Source organism: Janthinobacterium kumbetense, from assembly GCF_023703445.1.
GTDB classification, from domain to species: Bacteria; Pseudomonadota; Gammaproteobacteria; order Burkholderiales; family Burkholderiaceae_D; genus Janthinobacterium; species Janthinobacterium kumbetense.
Map to the genome: position 1 here is coordinate 1 of NZ_JAMQGR010000015.1, position 17,165 is coordinate 17,165.

General features: G+C 53.4%; 16 protein-coding genes. 15 read left to right on the top strand and 1 reads right to left on the bottom strand.

The genetic code is table 11. The features are described 5' to 3' along the window. From NCG91_RS25420 to NCG91_RS25485, 14 genes are all read left to right on the top strand, one after another. On the top strand, nucleotides 1-214 hold a 214-nt coding region (locus NCG91_RS25420), incomplete at its 5' end, for a DegT/DnrJ/EryC1/StrS family aminotransferase (protein ID WP_251350068.1). Nucleotides 215-222: 8 nt separating this feature from the next. Beyond that, complete coding sequence (locus NCG91_RS25425; protein WP_251351708.1) at nucleotides 223-756, top strand: dTDP-4-dehydrorhamnose 3,5-epimerase family protein; 534 nt, start codon at nucleotides 223-225, stop codon at nucleotides 754-756. Between the two features lie 13 nt (nucleotides 757-769). Next, on the top strand, nucleotides 770-1,687 hold the full coding sequence (locus NCG91_RS25430; protein ID WP_251351709.1) for an NAD-dependent epimerase/dehydratase family protein: 918 nt from the start codon (nucleotides 770-772) through the stop codon (nucleotides 1,685-1,687). Then, nucleotides 1,684-3,060 carry an O-unit flippase-like protein gene (gene wzx / locus NCG91_RS25435; protein ID WP_251351710.1) on the top strand — a complete coding sequence of 459 codons (1,377 nt, stop codon included), beginning with the start codon at nucleotides 1,684-1,686 and terminating at the stop codon, nucleotides 3,058-3,060. The genes NCG91_RS25430 and wzx overlap by 4 nt, the downstream gene beginning before the upstream one ends. Before the next feature lie 3 nt (nucleotides 3,061-3,063). Further along, nucleotides 3,064-4,098: a glycosyltransferase family 2 protein gene (locus tag NCG91_RS25440; RefSeq protein ID WP_251351711.1), complete on the top strand. Its 1,035-nt coding sequence runs from the start codon at nucleotides 3,064-3,066 to the stop codon at nucleotides 4,096-4,098. Nucleotides 4,099-4,143: 45 nt separating this feature from the next. Continuing rightward, entirely contained in the window at nucleotides 4,144-5,406 is a 1,263-nt protein-coding gene (locus NCG91_RS25445; protein WP_251351712.1) for a glycosyltransferase family 4 protein, read from the top strand. After that, entirely contained in the window at nucleotides 5,399-6,091 is a 693-nt protein-coding gene (locus NCG91_RS25450; RefSeq protein WP_251351713.1) for an acyltransferase, read from the top strand. The genes NCG91_RS25445 and NCG91_RS25450 overlap by 8 nt, the downstream gene beginning before the upstream one ends. Next, the gene (locus tag NCG91_RS25455; RefSeq protein ID WP_251351714.1) at nucleotides 6,088-7,227 is read left to right on the top strand and encodes a glycosyltransferase family 4 protein; all 1,140 of its coding nucleotides are present in this window, start codon (nucleotides 6,088-6,090) and stop codon (nucleotides 7,225-7,227) included. The genes NCG91_RS25450 and NCG91_RS25455 overlap by 4 nt, the downstream gene beginning before the upstream one ends. 62 nt (nucleotides 7,228-7,289) lie before the next feature. Beyond that, nucleotides 7,290-8,501, top strand: a complete 1,212-nt coding sequence (locus NCG91_RS25460; protein ID WP_251351715.1) for an O-antigen ligase family protein — start codon at nucleotides 7,290-7,292, stop codon at nucleotides 8,499-8,501. Between the two features lies 1 nt (nucleotide 8,502). Next, nucleotides 8,503-9,576 (top strand): DUF1972 domain-containing protein, encoded by a 1,074-nt coding sequence (locus tag NCG91_RS25465; RefSeq protein WP_099666663.1) that lies wholly within the window; start codon nucleotides 8,503-8,505, stop codon nucleotides 9,574-9,576. Further along, nucleotides 9,560-10,537 carry a UDP-glucose 4-epimerase family protein gene (locus NCG91_RS25470; protein ID WP_251351716.1) on the top strand — a complete coding sequence of 326 codons (978 nt, stop codon included), beginning with the start codon at nucleotides 9,560-9,562 and terminating at the stop codon, nucleotides 10,535-10,537. Before NCG91_RS25465 ends, NCG91_RS25470 begins: the two co-directional genes overlap by 17 nt. Before the next feature lie 10 nt (nucleotides 10,538-10,547). Next, the gene (locus tag NCG91_RS25475; protein ID WP_099666661.1) at nucleotides 10,548-11,108 is read left to right on the top strand and encodes a sugar transferase; all 561 of its coding nucleotides are present in this window, start codon (nucleotides 10,548-10,550) and stop codon (nucleotides 11,106-11,108) included. Nucleotides 11,109-11,208: 100 nt separating this feature from the next. Beyond that, nucleotides 11,209-13,155 (top strand): polysaccharide biosynthesis protein, encoded by a 1,947-nt coding sequence (locus NCG91_RS25480; protein WP_251351717.1) that lies wholly within the window; start codon nucleotides 11,209-11,211, stop codon nucleotides 13,153-13,155. Nucleotides 13,156-13,562: 407 nt separating this feature from the next. Further along, nucleotides 13,563-14,801, top strand: coding sequence for a lipopolysaccharide biosynthesis protein (locus tag NCG91_RS25485; protein ID WP_251351718.1), 1,239 nt, complete (start codon nucleotides 13,563-13,565; stop codon nucleotides 14,799-14,801). 212 nt (nucleotides 14,802-15,013) lie between these two features. Here NCG91_RS25485 and NCG91_RS25490 read toward each other — a convergent pair whose 3' ends face one another. Next, on the bottom strand, nucleotides 15,014-16,564 hold the full coding sequence (locus NCG91_RS25490; RefSeq protein ID WP_251351719.1) for a DEAD/DEAH box helicase: 1,551 nt from the start codon (nucleotides 16,562-16,564) through the stop codon (nucleotides 15,014-15,016). Between the two features lie 375 nt (nucleotides 16,565-16,939). Here NCG91_RS25490 and NCG91_RS25495 point away from each other — a divergent pair, with 375 nt between their 5' ends. After that, on the top strand, nucleotides 16,940-17,158 hold the full coding sequence (locus NCG91_RS25495) for an oxidoreductase-like domain-containing protein (protein ID WP_099666657.1): 219 nt from the start codon (nucleotides 16,940-16,942) through the stop codon (nucleotides 17,156-17,158). Nucleotides 17,159-17,165: the final 7 nt, after the last annotated feature.

Genomic DNA, 17,165 nt, shown 5'->3' on the forward strand with positions numbered 1-17,165 from the left:
CCAGCACAAGATCGGTACGCGTCTGCTGTTCGCCGGCAACCTGACGCGCCAGCCGTACATGATCGGGCGTAACTACCGTGTCTCGGGCGAGCTGACGAATACCGACCGCATCATGCACGACACGCTGTGGATCGGCGTCTTCCCAGGCCTGACCCGCGAAATGATGGATTTCTCGATCAGCAAGATCGAAGAATTCTTTGGTGTGAATTTCTAAATCATATTATGAAACTACTGAAAGAACTCCTTCCCGCCTGTTTTTTGCTTGAGCCTAGCCACTTTGAAGATGCGCGAGGCACTTTTGTTAAAACCTATCATGAAGGCATCTGTAAAAGTTTAGGCGCCAATCTGGATATCCAGGAGGAGTTCTATTCTATTTCACGCAAGGACGTCATTCGCGGCATGCACTTTCAGCTGCCGCCGCACGATCACGACAAGCTGGTTTACTGTACCCGCGGCGCCGTCCGCGATGTACTGTTAGACCTGCGAAAAGGACCCGGCTACGGCAAAGTGGCATCCGTCGACCTGTCTGGAGAAAATGGGCTGATGGTCTTTATTCCCAAGGGAGTAGCTCATGGTTTTGTTGCGCTGACAGAGGAAGCGTTGATGCTGTACAAGACCAGCACGGTGCACACGCCGTCTGCCGACTGCGGCATACGCTGGGACAGCTTCGGGTTCGATTGGCAAGTGACAGCACCGATCATGTCGGTGCGCGATGAGCAGCACGGCGCCTTTGCCGATTTCATTTCTCCGTTTTAGTAGGATATATTCCGTGAAAGTATTTCTTACTGGCGCTACCGGTTTTATAGGCAGTCAGCTGGTCAAACGTCTGCTCGCCGATAATCACGAGGTTGCCATCCTGGTACGCCAGCATTCCGATCTCAGCGTATTGCAGGATGCCTTGCCAAAGATTAGCGTGCATATCCATGATGGCAGCTATTCCACCTTATATGCGGCATTGGAGCAAACTCGGCCAGACGTAGTGTGCCACGTTGCCTCCTTGTTCCTGGCACAGCACAAGCCGGAAGATGTGAACCGCCTGATCGAGTCAAATCTCGGCATGCCGACGCAGTTGCTTGAGGCTATGCAACAGTTGGGCTTGCGTCGCCTGATTAATACCGGCACGTCCTGGCAGCACTTCGAGGACGCGGCATACAATCCCGTTAACCTGTATGCGGCCACCAAGCAAGCATTCGAGGACTTGCTGGCCTACTATGTATCCGCGCACGGTTTTCAAGCCATCACACTGAAGCTGTTCGACACTTACGGCCCCGGCGATACTCGTGCGAAACTGTTCAGCTTGTTGCGCAAGACAGCCCGCAGCGGCGTCAACCTGCGCATGTCGCCGGGAGAGCAACTGCTCGACCTCGTGTACATCGATGACGTACTCGATGCCTACCTCCTGGCCATGCAGCGCCTGCCCTCAATTGGCGCAGCGGAATGCTATGCCGTCAGCAACCCCGCTCGTCTGACCTTGAAAGATCTGGTGCGGGTCTATGGCGCCGTCGTAGGCAAAGACCTGCAGATCGAATGGGGCGGCCTTCCCTACCGTCCACGTGAAACCATGCAACCAAGTACGCGCCAACCTCACCTGCCAGGCTGGCAGCCGCAAATTACGTTGCAACAGGGGATCGCGCGCATGGAAGCCGACACGCTCATCGACGGCTTGCTTGCCGGACCAGGTAAATGAAAAAAGACATGCTCTGGGGCTATCTGTCTCAGTTTTTGCAGTATGGAGCAGCTTTGCTGGTTCTGCCACTATTGCTGAGAAAACTGAGCAGTGCCGAGCTGGGCATCTGGTACGTCTTCATGACGATATCGGCGCTGGTGACGATGCTCGACCTCGGATTCACGCCCACGCTGGCGCGCAATGTCAGTTATGTCCTGGGCGGCGCGAAACGCCTGCTCAAGGATGGTTTCGAAGTGCTGAGCACACCATCCCCAGTCGACTATAGCCTGTTCAATGCCATCATTCATGCGGCACGGCGCATCTTCATGGTACTGGCCGGCTGCGCCTTCCTGTTGCTGGCCACCCTGGGTAGCTGGTACATCGTGCATGTATCGCAAGGGCAGATCGCCACGCAAGCGGTATTGCTTGCCTGGGGTGTGTTTGTTGTCGCTACGGTTATCAATCTGTATTACAAATACTATACGCCATTACTGCAAGGACGCGGCCTGTATGCCGCCTTCTATAAATCGAGTGCCCTGTCCAATCTCGGTTTCGTGATTGTGACAGCCATACTCTTGCAATGCGGACTGACCTTACTGGCAGTGGCGCTGGGATACCTTGCTTCGGCACTCATTGGACGCTGGCTCAGCTGGTATTATTTTCACGACCAGTCTTTCCAGGCAGCCCTGCGTCAGGCGCCGCATTCCAGCATCTCCACACGGGATATTTTCGGTATTCTCTGGCATAACGCATGGCGCATGGGCCTGGGGGTCATCGGCGCCTTCCTGATACTAAGGGCCAATACGCTGCTGTCGTCCGCTTATCTGGGCCTGGCCACCACCGCCGCTTATGCACTGACGCTGCAGGTCTATTCCGTCTTGCAAAACATGTCGATGGTTCTATTCAATATCCAGCAACCCAAACTTGCGCAATACCGTGTCGCGAATGAACCAGGGCGCCTGCGTCACACCATACAGCTCGGCATCGGTTGTGCACTCGGGATCTTTCTCTGTGGCGCGATCATCCTGGTGTGTTTTGGCCCGACCATGATCAAATGGATCGGCGGTCAAACCGGGCTGCTGGCATTGCCACTGCTGATTTGGGTCGGGATCATGGTCCTGCTGGAATTGAACCACTCGCTGGCAGCCAGCGTCATTGTCACAGGTAACCGTGTGCCATTTGTCAAACCAGCGCTCGTTTCCGGGCTGGCTATTGTCACGCTCTCATGGCTAGGCCTGCGTTTGGGAGGGATGGGCCTGACGTGGCTCATAGCAAGTCAATTTACGGTACAACTCGTCTATAACAATTGGAAATGGCCATACATGGTCTGGCTCGAACTGTATCGCAATAAAGCGTCGCCTGCCGCCTCCTCGCCCCATCAAATGAAAGTGTAACGTTTGAACATTCTCGATATTGAAGACCAGTTTGCCATTTGTGCAGATCGTCCTTCGTCACTCATCATTGATGGTGGCAAGCGCCTCATGCCGACACTGTCCATCATGATCCCGACCTATCGCCGCCCGGACATGCTGGCGCAGGCGATTCGCTCGGTACTGGCCCAGGCAAGCGATATTGACTTCGAAATCGTCGTCGTGGATAACGACCATTCGATGAGCGAACAAGTTGACGAACTGATTCGTCAATTTGCAGATGATCGCCTGCGCCTGTTCCGCAACAGCGAAAATCTGGGCATGTTCGGCAATTGGAACCGCTGTATTGAACTGGCGCGCAGTGAATGGATTTCCATTTTGAATGACGATGATTTACTGCATCCGGATTTTGTCGCTGAAATGTTCTCGGTGCTGAAAAAAGATCCTTCGATCAGCCTGCTATACTGCCGCTCCATTTTTATGGATGCCCGTGGCAGTCTTAACCAGCAGCTCAAAAACAGAATCAAACAAGGTCTGAAAAATATCAAGAATACATGGTTTTTGCCGCATTTGAGCCGCATCCCGATTTCCCACGTCTATATGGATGCGCCATCGAGCGCCCTTGGCCTGATTTTCAAACGTAGTCACGCCATGCAAATTGGTGGCTACAAGGCGTCTGCCTTTCCCAGTTCAGACTATGTATTTTTCACGATGTATTTCCTGAATTTCGGCGCAAGCAGACTGAACAAGACCCTGGCGTATTATCGCATTCACGAAAACGAAACCGCCAATCCCGCTACCGGCGAAGGGTTTATTGCAAAAAACATACAATTGCGTAGAGCGCTGGAAAAACACGTCGATGTACCACCATCGCTGCTACGTCAGTATGCTCAGTTCTATGCATTGGTCACGATAAAACAATATAAAAACTTCTGGAATATAGACCTTGATCTCCCCCGTCTGCGCCGGGAACATGGCTTGAGCAAACTGCCAGCCACGCCATTTTTTCACCTAAGCAGACTTGTATTGCGCCTGTGCTTTCTCTTTTCTCGGAAAAAATAATTGAATTTGAATTCGAATTCAACAACATGATTCAATAATATTTTTATGACAAAAATAAATACACCGAAGAAGAAGATACTCATTGCCGCGTACGCCATCTCACCGTATTCAGGCTCCGAATTTGGCGTAGGATGGAATTTCGTTTCCAAGCTGAGCGCGTTTTACGACATTACCGTGCTGTACGGAACGTCCGGTGTCTGCATGGGAAATCATGAGGCGATGCTTCAATATCGCCAAAACAATCCAGACGATGGCGTCAACTATGTGTATGTCGAGCCGAACCGATTAGTGCGTTTGTTCGACTGGATGAACCGTTCGATCACCCCCCTGTTCTTTTCATTTTCTTACATGTTGTGGCAACGCCAGGTCCTAGCCACCGCAAGAAAAATGCAGGCAAATGAAAATTACAGCCTCGTGCACCAACTGAACACGATAGGATTTCGGCATCCGGGTTTTCTGTGGAAACTCGATCTCCCCTTTGTCTGGGGGCCGGTCGGTGGAAGTTCGAACTTGAACGATATATTTTTCCCTATATTAGGCAAAGGAAACTTTCTTCGGCACAAGTTGAGAAACTGGACAAATAGCTACTTCCTGCAATACTCGGCACGCGTCAAAAATGCGGCAATGGCAGCAAAGGCAATTTTTTCGGCCACCTCGGCTGATCGCGATAATCTCCAGCATTTTCTGCATGTGGATTGCCAGATCATTCGTGAAAACTCGCTCTTGAATCTACGGGAGACGATCAAGCCGACAGGTGCAGAGGTGCAATTTGTCTGGGCTGGCCGCATCGACGAACTCAAGGCTCTGAACCTCGTGCTGAGCGCCTTGGCGCACTTGTCCGGACGACAGGATTGGCGCTTGCACGTCATCGGTGACGGACCGTGCAAAGCAGTGCTGCAGGCCCAATCCACGGCGCTGAAACTCGATGAGCGGATCATCTGGCATGGACAGGTGCCGCGCGAGCAGGTGCTCGACATCATGCGTGAAGCCGATGTCCACGTCATGCCGTCTATGATGGACAGCAACCCCACCGTATTGCTGGAAGCGTTTGAAATGGGCTTGCCCAGTATCGCGCTCGACCAGTTTGGCGCACGTGACCTGATAACAGCAGAAACTGGCTTCAAGGTAACGCTCAACACTGTAGAGGGCATCATTGAGCAGATGGCGGACCACATGGCATTTTGTCTGAACAATCATGCAGCGCTCGACCACATGAAAACCAATGTCCTGCAGCGCCAGGCGGAACTGCACTGGGATGTGACAATACGTCAGGTGCGCGACATTTATGAAAAGGTGACGCATGAGTGATTTTTTTTCAACGCTGGCGTCACGCGCAAGAAAAGAGAAATTCGCCATCGATCCGGACGTTCCCAAGGCCTATCTGCTGCGTTTTTTCGCTGGCAAGGTCATTGACCTCTTGCGCGGCATTCTCGTGTTTCGACGCCTGAACGCGCGCATTTTTGTCGGCAGGAAGACAGCGATTTTGTGTACCTCGAAAATCCGTACCGGCCGCTTCATCAAATTTGCATCCGAATGCCATGTGGATGCCCTGTCGCGCGATGGAATTCATCTGGGGAATAATTTTTCCCTGGGACGTGGTGCATCCATTGAATGCACAGGATCGCTGGCAACCCTGGGCAAGGGGTTTTCTGCAGGAAATAATGTCGGAATTGGTTCCTTCAGCTTCCTGGGCTGTGCGGGCGGCATCAGCATCGGTGATGACACCATACTGGGTAATTTTGTCAGCATGCATTCTGAAAATCACAATTTTGAGGACAGCGGCGTCCCCATCCGTCTGCAAGGCGTCACTCAGCAAGGCATACGCGTAGGGAGCAACTGCTGGATCGGCGCCAAGGCCACCATCCTGGACGGTGCCGAGATTGGCGACAATACCGTGATTGCCGCCGGTGCGGTCGTCACTGCGGGGAAGTATGAAGGCAACGCCGTATATGGCGGCATTCCGGCACGTAAATTAAAATCACTTATCGCATGACGCACATACCTCCCGTCTCCTCAGCGGAGTCCGTAAAAATCGACCTGGTGTTCTGCCATTTGCTCAATGACGCATCCGGCAGTCCGCGGGTACTGCGAGGCACCATCCGGGCATTGGTTGACGATCCCGCTCGCGCGATGCTCTTTGTTGGCTCCCAGGGTCGTGGCGTCCTGGAAACGTGCGGCGTTCCCCTCAGCCGATATTGGTACCACCGTTCGCGGTTGCGTATCATTACTCTCTGCAATCTGTTACTCAGCCAGATATTTCTGCTGTTCTCCTTGCTTTGCCAACGCAACATCGCCAAGGATGCTGTGATTTATGTGAATACCCTGCTGCCTTTCGGTGGGGCGCTATATGGCAAGCTCACCGGGCGCAAGGTCATCTATCATGTCCATGAAATATCCATAGAACCCAAGCCCTTGCGTCTGTTGCTCTGCACGATCGCGCGCATGTGCTCGGCCTACAATATTTATGTGTCGAAGTCGCACGCGGAAGCCTTGCCTATCGCCGACGTGCCGGCCGTGCAAATCTACAATACGCTCGACGCGGACTTCACGGCGGTCGCGGCGCAAGCCAGCTATCAACCGCGTCACGATGGCATCTTTACGATACTGATGCTGGCATCGCTGCGCGATTACAAGGGTGTGCCGGAAATGGTGGCGCTGGCCGCCGCGCTGGCCGACCGCAAAGACGTGCAATTTGAATTGGTGGTCAACGACGACCAGGCGGCCATCACGCAATATTTTGCCCATATGCCGATAACGCCCAATCTGCGCGTATATCCGCGCACCGACAATCCCGCCATGTTTTATCAGCGCGCTGGCATGCTGCTCAACCTCTCGCGCGTGGATAGCTGGATTGAAACCTTCGGACTCACGGTGCTGGAAGGCATGGCTTTTGGCCTACCCGTGCTTGTACCACCATTGGGCGGGCCGGCAGAGCTGGTAAACGACATGCAGGAAGGATTTCTGGTCGACTCACGTGACTTTGCACTGTTAAAACAAAGAACGCTGGCCCTTGCAGACGATACCGCCCTGTGCCATGCCATGTCGAAAGCGGCACGCGCCAGGGCCGAGAACTTTTCACAAGAGAAGTTTTCCCAGGCGCTCAGGGGGCTCGTGGGGATGCTGAGATGATGCGACCAATACACTTGCCTTCACTGTAAAGACGTGCTCCATCCAATATCACGGGAAATAGTTTGTTAATCGGTAAAATAATCCACACGCCACGTCAGATCGGTGCACCCTCGCAACTACTGTTCTGGGGCCTCCTGCTATCTGTACTTGCTCTCTTCTTCAGTTCCAACTATCTCAAACTGGGCAGCCTATTTTTGACGGCGCTGTATATCGCGCTACCGGTAAAAAAAGTATGGCGCTATCGCGGTGAGAAGCTGGAACTCTACTTGTTACTACCATGCATCATTGGCCTGCTCTTTGCATGGAAAAACCAGCTGGCCGATACGGTTCGGGATATTCTATTCTTTCTGATTCCGTACATTTACTTCATGGCAGGGAAAAGATTTTTCAAGCAAGGTGGGAATATCCGCCAGCTGATTTTTGGTTATTCGAAAATATACTGCGTCATATTTTTTCTGCTGCTGGGTTTCTTCTGGTTTGAGATGGGTTTTATCGGGGTGCTGCAAATACGTGATTTTGTCAGCCCCGGCAGCTTCCTGCTGGTTTACTGCATTGTCATGCTGTATGAAAAACGAAAGTCCTGGAAACAAGTATTGCACAACCCCTGGTTTATCGCGGTACATGCCGTTTTTCTCGCTCAGTTTTCGCGCACCTATGTTCTCATCCTGGCGGCTTTTTTTCTTCTCTCCGGCAGAAAAATCATCGACGCCAAAATAATGTGGCGCGCCTTGGCCCTTTTCATTCTTGCCGCTGCCGTTGCAGGCGCCTTTGGCCTGTATGATTTGATCGGTGAAACACTGCACAAGGCAATCTCAGAACTGCATTTTAATGAAGAATGGACTCAGGAGGACATCGGCACCAGCTATCGCGCCTACGAAATTTTTGCGTCATTTCGCGAATTCAAGAACTATCCCGTCCTTAACGAGATTTTTGGCGGCGGATTCGGCGCATTAGTGCATCTCGATTTTCCAGTTCCATTGGGCGGTGCCGAATATTCGGAAATTCCATGGATGCACAATGGCTATCTGTACATTCTCGTCAAGAGCGGCCTGGCTGGCCTGCTGTGTTATTTCATTTTTTTGCTGAAAATGTTCAGGCGTGCCAAACACTGCACGGCCCCCCATGGCAGGATGATGATACTCGGCAGCATCGCGGGACTGTTGCTGTCCAACATGGTCATCTGCGGCATCTTCAGCAATGAATCCGTATTTTGTTACATCGTGTTAGGTTATTTCTCAAGTTTTCTTGCAACAAAAAAAACAGGTTCACATTAATATGAAAAAAATCGCTATCGTAGGTTCCGTCGGATTACCAGCCAAATATGGAGGATGGGAAACACTTGTCGACCACCTGACGGCGCACTTGTCCACTTCCTTCGATTTCACCGTGTATTGCTGTGCTGAAAAATACCCGGAGAAGCTGGCAACCTATAATGGCGCCAAACTGGTCTACATCAACCTCGATGCCAACGGCATGCAAAGCATCATCTATGACCTGTGGTCGATGTTGAAAGCCATCCGTTATGCCGATACGATCGTGGTCTTGGGCGTTTCCGGCTGCGTCTTCATGCCTGTGCTGAAGCTCATATCGCGCAAAAAATTTGTCATCAATATTGATGGCCTCGAGTGGCGCAGGGCCAAATGGAGCGGCTTTGCCAAATGGTTCCTGAAACTATCGGAATCGGCCGCCGTACGCTATGCCGACCAGGTCGTGACGGACAACAAAGCGATCCAGGACTATGTCAAAACGCAATATGGACGCGATAGCGCACTGATCGCCTATGGTGGCGACCATGCTGTACGTCCACAGCGGGATGATGCCATATTGGCAAAATATGAGCTCGATCGCGTGAAGTACGCATTTAAAGTATGCCGCATCGAGCCTGAAAACAATATCGACATGATCATCGAGGCATTCGCCAGCGCACCCACGATGGATCTTGTCATCGTGGGCAACTGGGACAATAGCGAATATGGCAAGCAATTACGGCAAAAATATGCCGGAATTGCCCATTTGCATTTGCTCGACCCCATCTACGATCACACTATCCTGAATCAGCTACGCGCTGCCTGCCAAGTGTATGTCCACGGCCACAGCGCTGGCGGAACCAATCCTTCGCTGGTCGAAGCGATGAGCCTGGGCTTGCCGGTGCTTGCCTATGGCTGCATCTTCAACCGCGAAACCACCAACCAGCAGGCTTACTTTTTTGACACGTCTGCAGAATTAACTGAACTGCTGAACAGCCTGACCGAGGCCAAGTTGACGCTCTTAGGACATCAGATGAAACAATTGGCGGATCAATTGTATACATGGAACAGAATTTCGAGCGGCTATGCAGACATCTTTTAACCCCCGCAGTTTTCTCGTGACGGGCGCCTCGGGCTTTGTCGGCCGGGCGCTGACACAGCATCTTGGCATCCAGGCCGGGACGCGCGTGGTGTGCGCAGCCCGTAGCCACATCCCATGCGCGGCGCCAAACATGACGTTCTTCCAGTGCGACGATGCGCTTGAAACACAGGATTGGCGCGCGGCGCTCGATGGTGTGGAGGTGGTCGTTCATCTTGCGGCCAGGGTCCACGTCATGCGCGACACGGCAGCGTCTCCTGCGGACGAATTTCGTCGTATCAACGTGCAAGGCAGCATCAATCTGGCCCGCCAGGCAGCGGATGCCGGCATCCGCAGATTCATCTTCATCAGTTCGTTAAAGGTGAATGGCGAGCAAACGCTTCCTGGTCGCCCGTTCCAGGCCAGTGATGCAGCGAATCCACAAGACCCCTACGGCACGTCCAAACACGAAGCCGAACAGGCCCTGCTGGCCATTGGTCGCGAAACGGGCATGGAAATCGTTATACTGCGTCCACCGCTGATCTACGGGCCTGGCGTACGCGCAAATTTTGAACGATTGATGCGTTTGGTACAGCGCGGTGTACCATTGCCACTCGGCGCCGTACACAATGTCCGCAGTATGGTTGCACTGGATAATTTTGTTGATTTGATTACGCTCAGCACATGGCATGCACAGGCACCGGGGAAAATATTCCTTGTATCAGATGACCACGATGTCAGCATTGCACAGTTACTGCGCATGTTGGCAAGCGGCATGAAAAAACATATTTGGCTGATACCCGTTCCTCCCTGCCTGCTTGTGGCGTTGGCGCGCCTGGCAGGAAAATCGATGGATGCGAACCGCTTGCTTGACTCATTGCAAGTAGATATTAGCGAGACCAAACGCATGCTGAACTGGCAGCCCCCCCATGCAATGCAGGACGCCATCAACAAGACGGTGACTTCTTTTACTTCAAAACAATAAAAATACTCCAATGAAAAGATTATTTGATTTCGCCCTTTCTTCCGTAGTGCTGCTGGCCTTTGCCATCCCGATTCTCATCGTCGCCATACTTGTCAAGCTCACCTCCCCAGGGCCTGCCATTTACTGGTCGGACCGGGTCGGGGTGCGCAACAAGATTTTCCGCATGCCAAAGTTCCGTACGATGCGTATAGACACACCGGCCGTGGCAACGCACTTGCTCACGAATCCCGGGCAGTTCCTCACGCCGATAGGCTCCTTCCTGCGCAAGTCCAGCCTTGACGAGTTACCGCAATTATGGAGCATCCTGCGCGGCGACATGAGCTTTGTCGGGCCCCGTCCCGCCCTGTTCAACCAGCAGGATTTGATCGCGCTGCGGACGGAATACGGCGTCGACCGCATACTGCCAGGCCTGACCGGCTGGGCGCAGATCAATGGCCGCGATGAATTGCCGATTCCGGAAAAGGTCAAACTCGATCTGGTCTACATGCAGCAGCAATCGTTCTTCTTCGACTTGAAAATTATCCTCCTGACGGCGCTCAAGGTAGTACGCCGCGATGGCGTCACGCATTGATGAGTTTTACATTGGAAACAGTATTGTTTTTGCGATATTCCAACGGTTTGCAGCAAAGCCAACGCTGCCCTTATCCTTTCTAAAGTAATTATTCGTCAAAATGAAACTAATTATTGATTTATCACGATTCAAGAAACAGCTCATTGCTGTTACTGCTGATTTGATATTCTTGCCATTGACCTTTTGTCTGGCGATTATTTTGCGCTACGATGTCGTTAACCTGAACTTGTTCCTCAGCTATTTCTGGATCATCGTTGCGGCCCCCATCGTCGCCATCCCCATCTTTATCAAAATTGGTCTGTACCGCGCCGTCATCCGCTTCATCGATCAGAAAATCGTGTATGTGGTCGTCTTCGGTGTCACGCTGTCGGTCGCTGTTTTACTGGCACTGGCGGGGCTATTGACGCATATGGCCGGAGTCTCGCGCGGCGTATTCGGCATTTATTGGGTAAGTGCCTTGACCTACGTGGTGGCCAGCCGCTTTCTCGCACGGGGCGTGCTACTGCACCAGATGGGACGTCGCTATACGCGCGTCGCCATCTATGGCGCGGGCAAAGCGGGCGTGCAACTGGCCAGCGCCTTGCGCGCAGGCCGCGAGTACATGCCAGTGGCGTTCATCGACGATATGAAAGAATTGCGCGATGCAACTATTTCTGGCATTAAAGTCCATCCGTCCAATGCGCTGGCCGACGTGATCGAGAAATATGGGGTAAACGAGATACTGCTGGCCATGCCTGCCTTGAACAAAGGCGAACAGAAAAAAATCCTCAATAGCCTTGAACACCTGAAAATCAAGATCAAGGTTACCCCGCCGGTGGAAAGCCTGGTCAGTGGCGAGTTACGCGTGCAAGATGTCCGCGACATCGAAATTGAAGATTTGCTGGGCCGTGACCAGGTATCGCCCGATCTGTCGCTGATATCCAGTTGCATTATTGGCAAATCCGTCATGGTCACGGGCGCTGGCGGCTCGATCGGTTCCGAACTGTGTCGCCAGATCATCCGATTGAAACCTGCCCGCCTCGTCTTGCTGGACATGTCCGAATTTGCCCTGTATTCCATCAAGCAGGAGTTAAAAGGCATCAATGAAGGATATGAGCTGGGCGTCGACATCCTGCCCTTCCTCGGCAGCGTGCTCGATACCGAAAAATGTCAGCGCATCTTGCAATCCTTCTCGGTGGAGACGCTGTATCATGCGGCAGCCTACAAACACGTGCCGTTGGTGGAGCATAACCCCGTAGAGGGGGTACGCAACAATGTCTTCGGCACGCTCAGCATTGCCAAGGCGGCAATGGCAGCCCATGTCAAATATTTTGTCCTGATTTCCACGGACAAGGCGGTACGGCCGACCAATGTGATGGGCACGACCAAGCGCCTCGCGGAATTGATTTTGCAGGCATTTACACGCGAACAGAGCCACACGCGCTTTTGCATGGTTCGTTTTGGCAATGTCCTGGGCTCGTCTGGTTCGGTCGTTCCCCTGTTCCGCCGACAGATCGAGGCCGGTGGTCCGATCACCCTGACACATCCGGAAATCACACGCTATTTCATGACCATTCCCGAGGCCGCCCAACTTGTGCTGCAAGCCGGCGCCATGGGCACGGGCGGCGATGTGTTCGTTCTTGACATGGGCGAGCCCGTGAAGATCATGGATCTGGCTGAACGCATGATCCATTTGAGTGGCCTGGAAGTGAAGAGCAAGTCGGCACCGGACGGAATTGAAATACAGCATGTAGGTCTGCGCCCCGGAGAAAAGCTCTATGAAGAGCTATTGATTGGGGGCAATGTGGAAGGCACCGAACATCCCCTCATCATGCGGGCAGAGGAATCGGAAGTGCCTTGGCAAGATTTGAAAAAGATCTTGGAGGAAATGGATCTTGCATGCAATGACTTCAATTTCGAGGCGCTACGCAATCTGCTGCTGCGGGCAGTTCACGAATATGTACCGCAATGTGGTATCGAAGACCTGATCTGGTCGGAGCAGCGGCGTCGACAGGCTACCGCGGAAGATAAGTCGCCACCGCTCAAGGATAGTAATTTTTTGACATGATCCGGGCGACCGACTGAAGCCTGCCTCAAATAACAATGGGGCGGGGAATATATGGGTAACGAGACAAGAAAGCTAACAAATTGTAACAAATGCCTATTTTCACGTCTCCCATTATTCCCCTATAATATTTTGTGAAAAAATCTGCTCTCCGAAAAATGAAGCTCGCAATCAATATAAGAACCAACATCGATTATTGTCCTTGGCACATTTTTTCACTCAATAGCAATCAAATTGTTCCTCAAGAATAACCGTAGAGAACTCATGCCCCTCAGGTAATGCATATCGCAAAATCATATTCGCCCGGCATCCTCAGGCAGGACTGAGCGACATGGCAGACTAGCCCTTTGAAACATCCTCGCCACTTTTATCTTGAAAATGGCGAGCTGGAAAATTAAAAAAGAGAACTTATGGAAAAGCATGACGAATTGAATGAATCGGAAGTTTACGTTGAAGATGATGACTTCAATTTGACAAATTTCCTCACTATCTTATGGCAGTCGCGTGGCGTTATTCTGGCGGGAACCGCCTTGGTGGCGATACTCGGCACATCCAGCGCCTTATTCCTTGGCAAATACCAAAGTGAAGGTTTTTTACAGTTCGGCGGCGCCATTCCCGAGAAAAAAATAGAGAAAGATGGAAAGGAAGTCAAAGAACAGGCGCCCGGTATCGCTTTGGCTGACTACAAGCGCTTTTCATCGCCATTAAACACCAGCGAACGCTTTAATGAATTTGTCAGGCAAAACAATATAGAGAATGACCCTACTGTCATCGCGTTGAGCCAGACATTTGCCGCGCGCGGGGGGATTGCCAAGGTGATCGAACCGATCTTTCCGTTCACCAAGCTTGATGCCAAAGAATTGATGAGCAGCACCAAGGATGCTGACAACAATGTCATCGCCGTTTCCATCAACTACGCGGCCAAGACACCGGAAAGCGCGCAACAAGCAGTGAGCTTGCTTGGCCGATATACAGTCGACACCATTGTCTACATGATTTATACGGATATTTTACGCTTTAAAAATTCCGAAATTTCCGCTGCCATTACCAAGCTGGATAATAAAATCATTGAAAACAAAGAAAAAATCGACTCGTATCAGCGCAAAGGCGTCAGGCTCAAGCAAATCGTGACGCGCTATCCGGACGCTGCCAGCCAGGCTTCCCGCCAGCTTGTATCAATCACCGAAGATACGGCGCGCTACCTGTCGCCGCTCAGCCAGCTGATGACCAGCGAAGTCGAGATTACTGAAGCGAATGAAGCCATCTACAAGGCAAAGCGGGAACAAAAGCAGTATATGATACTCGCAGAGTATTATGATCGCGCGAAAGCATTGGCCGAGAGCACAAAATCTGGCGAAGCCATTCTGCGAGGACTGGAACCAATCAAGAAAACCGTCTTTAGCGGCAAGGATATGGAAGACGAAACGATCAAGGAAGTCTATAACAAGATCAGTGTCGATAATAGTTCCGCCATTAGTCTCTATCTGGAAAAAACACGCTTTATTGCTGGCCCCAGCTTGCCCAAGAATCGGACAACCCGTACCTCAGTTGCCCTGCTAGGCAGCCTGCTGGCAGGCTTGAGCATCTCCATCTTGTTCGTGCTGGGGCGTCGTTGGTGGCAGAATAACCGTCAACAGCTGCAAGGCTGATTGCGGTAGTACAACACGCACGCCGGCGCCACCAACTGGTTCGACAGCCGTCAATATCCGGCGGCCACGACCATCTCAAGGCCGGCGGTAGCGTCTCCGCCTCTTCATCATAAAAAAACCCAAAAAGTGCGCATTGAACTTTTTGGGTTTCATTCATCAATTCAGGCACTGTTGCTACCCGAACGACCATGGGTAGCAGTCAGTCGCGACAGTCAGCTCTTCAACAAGCCACCCAGCAACGCGGCCACCTTCTGCTTCGGCTTGGCCGCGGCAGGCGCCATGCTGGCGGCAGCCGGGGCTGCTGCCTTGGCGGGCTCATACGGCTTCAGGAACCAGGGATCGGCCTTTTCGCGGCGGGCGCCGGGACCAAAGGCGGGACGCGCACCGCGCTCGGCGGAGCGGCTGTCGCGACTCTCGCCCACATGGCGGCTCTCGGGTGCGCGCGCAGGACGCGCCTCGCCGCCTTCGCTGCGGCGCGGCGGACGGCGCTCGCTGTCGCTGCTGCGGGCAGGAGCCGGATTGAAGCCCGTCAATTCACCGCGCTTGATGCTTTGCTTGATGAGTTTCTCGATATCGGCCAGCAAGCGCTCGTCCTTATCCGAGTAGATCGAAATGGCGTCGCCCGAAGCGCCGGCGCGGCCCGTGCGGCCGATACGGTGCACATAGTCTTCCGCGTTGTACGGCAAGTCGAAGTTGATGACGCAAGGCAAATCGGAAATATCCAGGCCGCGCGCCGCCACGTCGGTTGCCACCAGCACGTCGATCTCGCCCTTCTTGAACGCTTCCAGCGCCGCCATGCGTTCCTGCTGGCTCTTGTCGCCATGAATCGCCGTGGCGCTCATGCCTTCCTGTTCCAGCACGCGGGCCAGGCGCGAGGCGCCGATCTTGGTATTCGAGAATACGATGACCTGCTTCAGGTCGCGCTGGCGCAGCAGATGGGCGACCAGGGCATGCTTCTGGTCTTCCGTCACCTTGTACACCACCTGCGTGACCTTGTCGGCCGTCTGGTTGCTGCGCGCCACTTCGATCGTCAGCGGATCGTTGAGGAACGTGGCAGCCAGCTTCTTGATTTCTGGCGAGAACGTGGCCGAGAACATCAGGTTCTGGCGCTGTTTCGGCAGCAAGTTGATGATGCGTTGCAAGTCCGGCAAGAAGCCCATATCCAGCATGCGATCGGCTTCATCCATGACCAGCATCTGCACCTGGCTCAGGCTGATGTTCTTTTGCTCGATATGGTCGAGCAAGCGGCCCGGCGTGGCGATGACGATTTCCACGCCACCACGCAGGATGACGGTTTGCGGCTTCATGTCCATGCCGCCGAAGACGACGGTCGAACGCAGCGGCGTATGCTTGGCGTAAGCCTTGACATTTTCGGCCACCTGCACCGCCAGTTCACGCGTTGGCGTCAGGATCAGCGCGCGCACCGGGTGGCGTGCCGGCGACATGCTGCTGCTGGCATGCGCCATCAGCAACTGGATGATCGGCAAGGAAAAACCCGCTGTCTTGCCGGTACCCGTCTGCGCGGCACCCATCACATCGCGGCCTTGCAGCACTACAGGGATCGCTTGTTCCTGGATCGGTGTCGGATGGGTGTAGCCTTGATCGGTCAGTGCGCGCTGGATTTCAGGCGCGAGGCCAAAGTCGGCAAAAGTCAGGCTGGGAGCAGCGGATGCGGCAGGTGCTGGTGCAGGCGCAGCGGCAACGGGCGCCGCTTCAGGGGCAATCGCCGGGCTGGGCGTAGGAGTCGATTCGGTTTCAGACATAAATTTTCTGGTGTGCCTCCGCACTGCGGAAGCCATGCTTTCTCAATAAACAACATTTCGGGGCACAGGCAGCTCCGTCTTGCAAGCCATGGATCATTGTTCTTGCGGCACCTCCGTGCTCCGGGACATGCTGTAGGGCGTATGCGGGAGCGTCGAAGAGATGTGCTGCGATGGCGGCGGAGATCGCGCCGGCGGAACATCGCGCGCAGAAGATACAATATCAGTGCTGTAAACGATACCCTAATTCACCGCAACTGTACACGGAAACCGTGATTTTTGAGCAAAAAGCGTTCCAGCAAAGGCCCGCCGGGATGCCGTATGATGGCAACTTCAATGCCAGCTCCGATGCCTCTTCCGCCGCCCCCTGCCCTCACCATGCCCACCCCGCCTCTGCCCCACGATCCGCCACCGCAAGCGCCCAGCAAACCGGGCAATGACGAGTGCTGCCACAGCGGCTGCACCTTTTGCATTCTGGAAATGTACCAGGAAGACCTGGCCGCCTACGAAGAGGCCCTGAGGGCGTGGCAACAGCGTCAGCAAGCCGCGGCCGCACCCGCCACCCAGGGCGTCAGGAAAGCGCGCAAGCGCGCTTAATTTATTA

Coding starts and splice junctions, on each gene's coding strand:
- NCG91_RS25485 (WP_251351718.1), top strand. CDS start 13,563: ATGGAAAAGCATGACGAATTGAATGAATCGGAAGTTTACGTTGAAGAT.
- NCG91_RS25475 (WP_099666661.1), top strand. CDS start 10,548: ATGAAAAGATTATTTGATTTCGCCCTTTCTTCCGTAGTGCTGCTGGCC.
- NCG91_RS25480 (WP_251351717.1), top strand. CDS start 11,209: ATGAAACTAATTATTGATTTATCACGATTCAAGAAACAGCTCATTGCT.
- NCG91_RS25450 (WP_251351713.1), top strand. CDS start 5,399: ATGAGTGATTTTTTTTCAACGCTGGCGTCACGCGCAAGAAAAGAGAAA.
- NCG91_RS25465 (WP_099666663.1), top strand. CDS start 8,503: ATGAAAAAAATCGCTATCGTAGGTTCCGTCGGATTACCAGCCAAATAT.
- NCG91_RS25425 (WP_251351708.1), top strand. CDS start 223: ATGAAACTACTGAAAGAACTCCTTCCCGCCTGTTTTTTGCTTGAGCCT.
- NCG91_RS25445 (WP_251351712.1), top strand. CDS start 4,144: ATGACAAAAATAAATACACCGAAGAAGAAGATACTCATTGCCGCGTAC.
- wzx (WP_251351710.1), top strand. CDS start 1,684: ATGAAAAAAGACATGCTCTGGGGCTATCTGTCTCAGTTTTTGCAGTAT.
- NCG91_RS25470 (WP_251351716.1), top strand. CDS start 9,560: ATGCAGACATCTTTTAACCCCCGCAGTTTTCTCGTGACGGGCGCCTCG.
- NCG91_RS25490 (WP_251351719.1), bottom strand. CDS start 16,564: ATGTCTGAAACCGAATCGACTCCTACGCCCAGCCCGGCGATTGCCCCT.
- NCG91_RS25495 (WP_099666657.1), top strand. CDS start 16,940: ATGCCCACCCCGCCTCTGCCCCACGATCCGCCACCGCAAGCGCCCAGC.
- NCG91_RS25455 (WP_251351714.1), top strand. CDS start 6,088: ATGACGCACATACCTCCCGTCTCCTCAGCGGAGTCCGTAAAAATCGAC.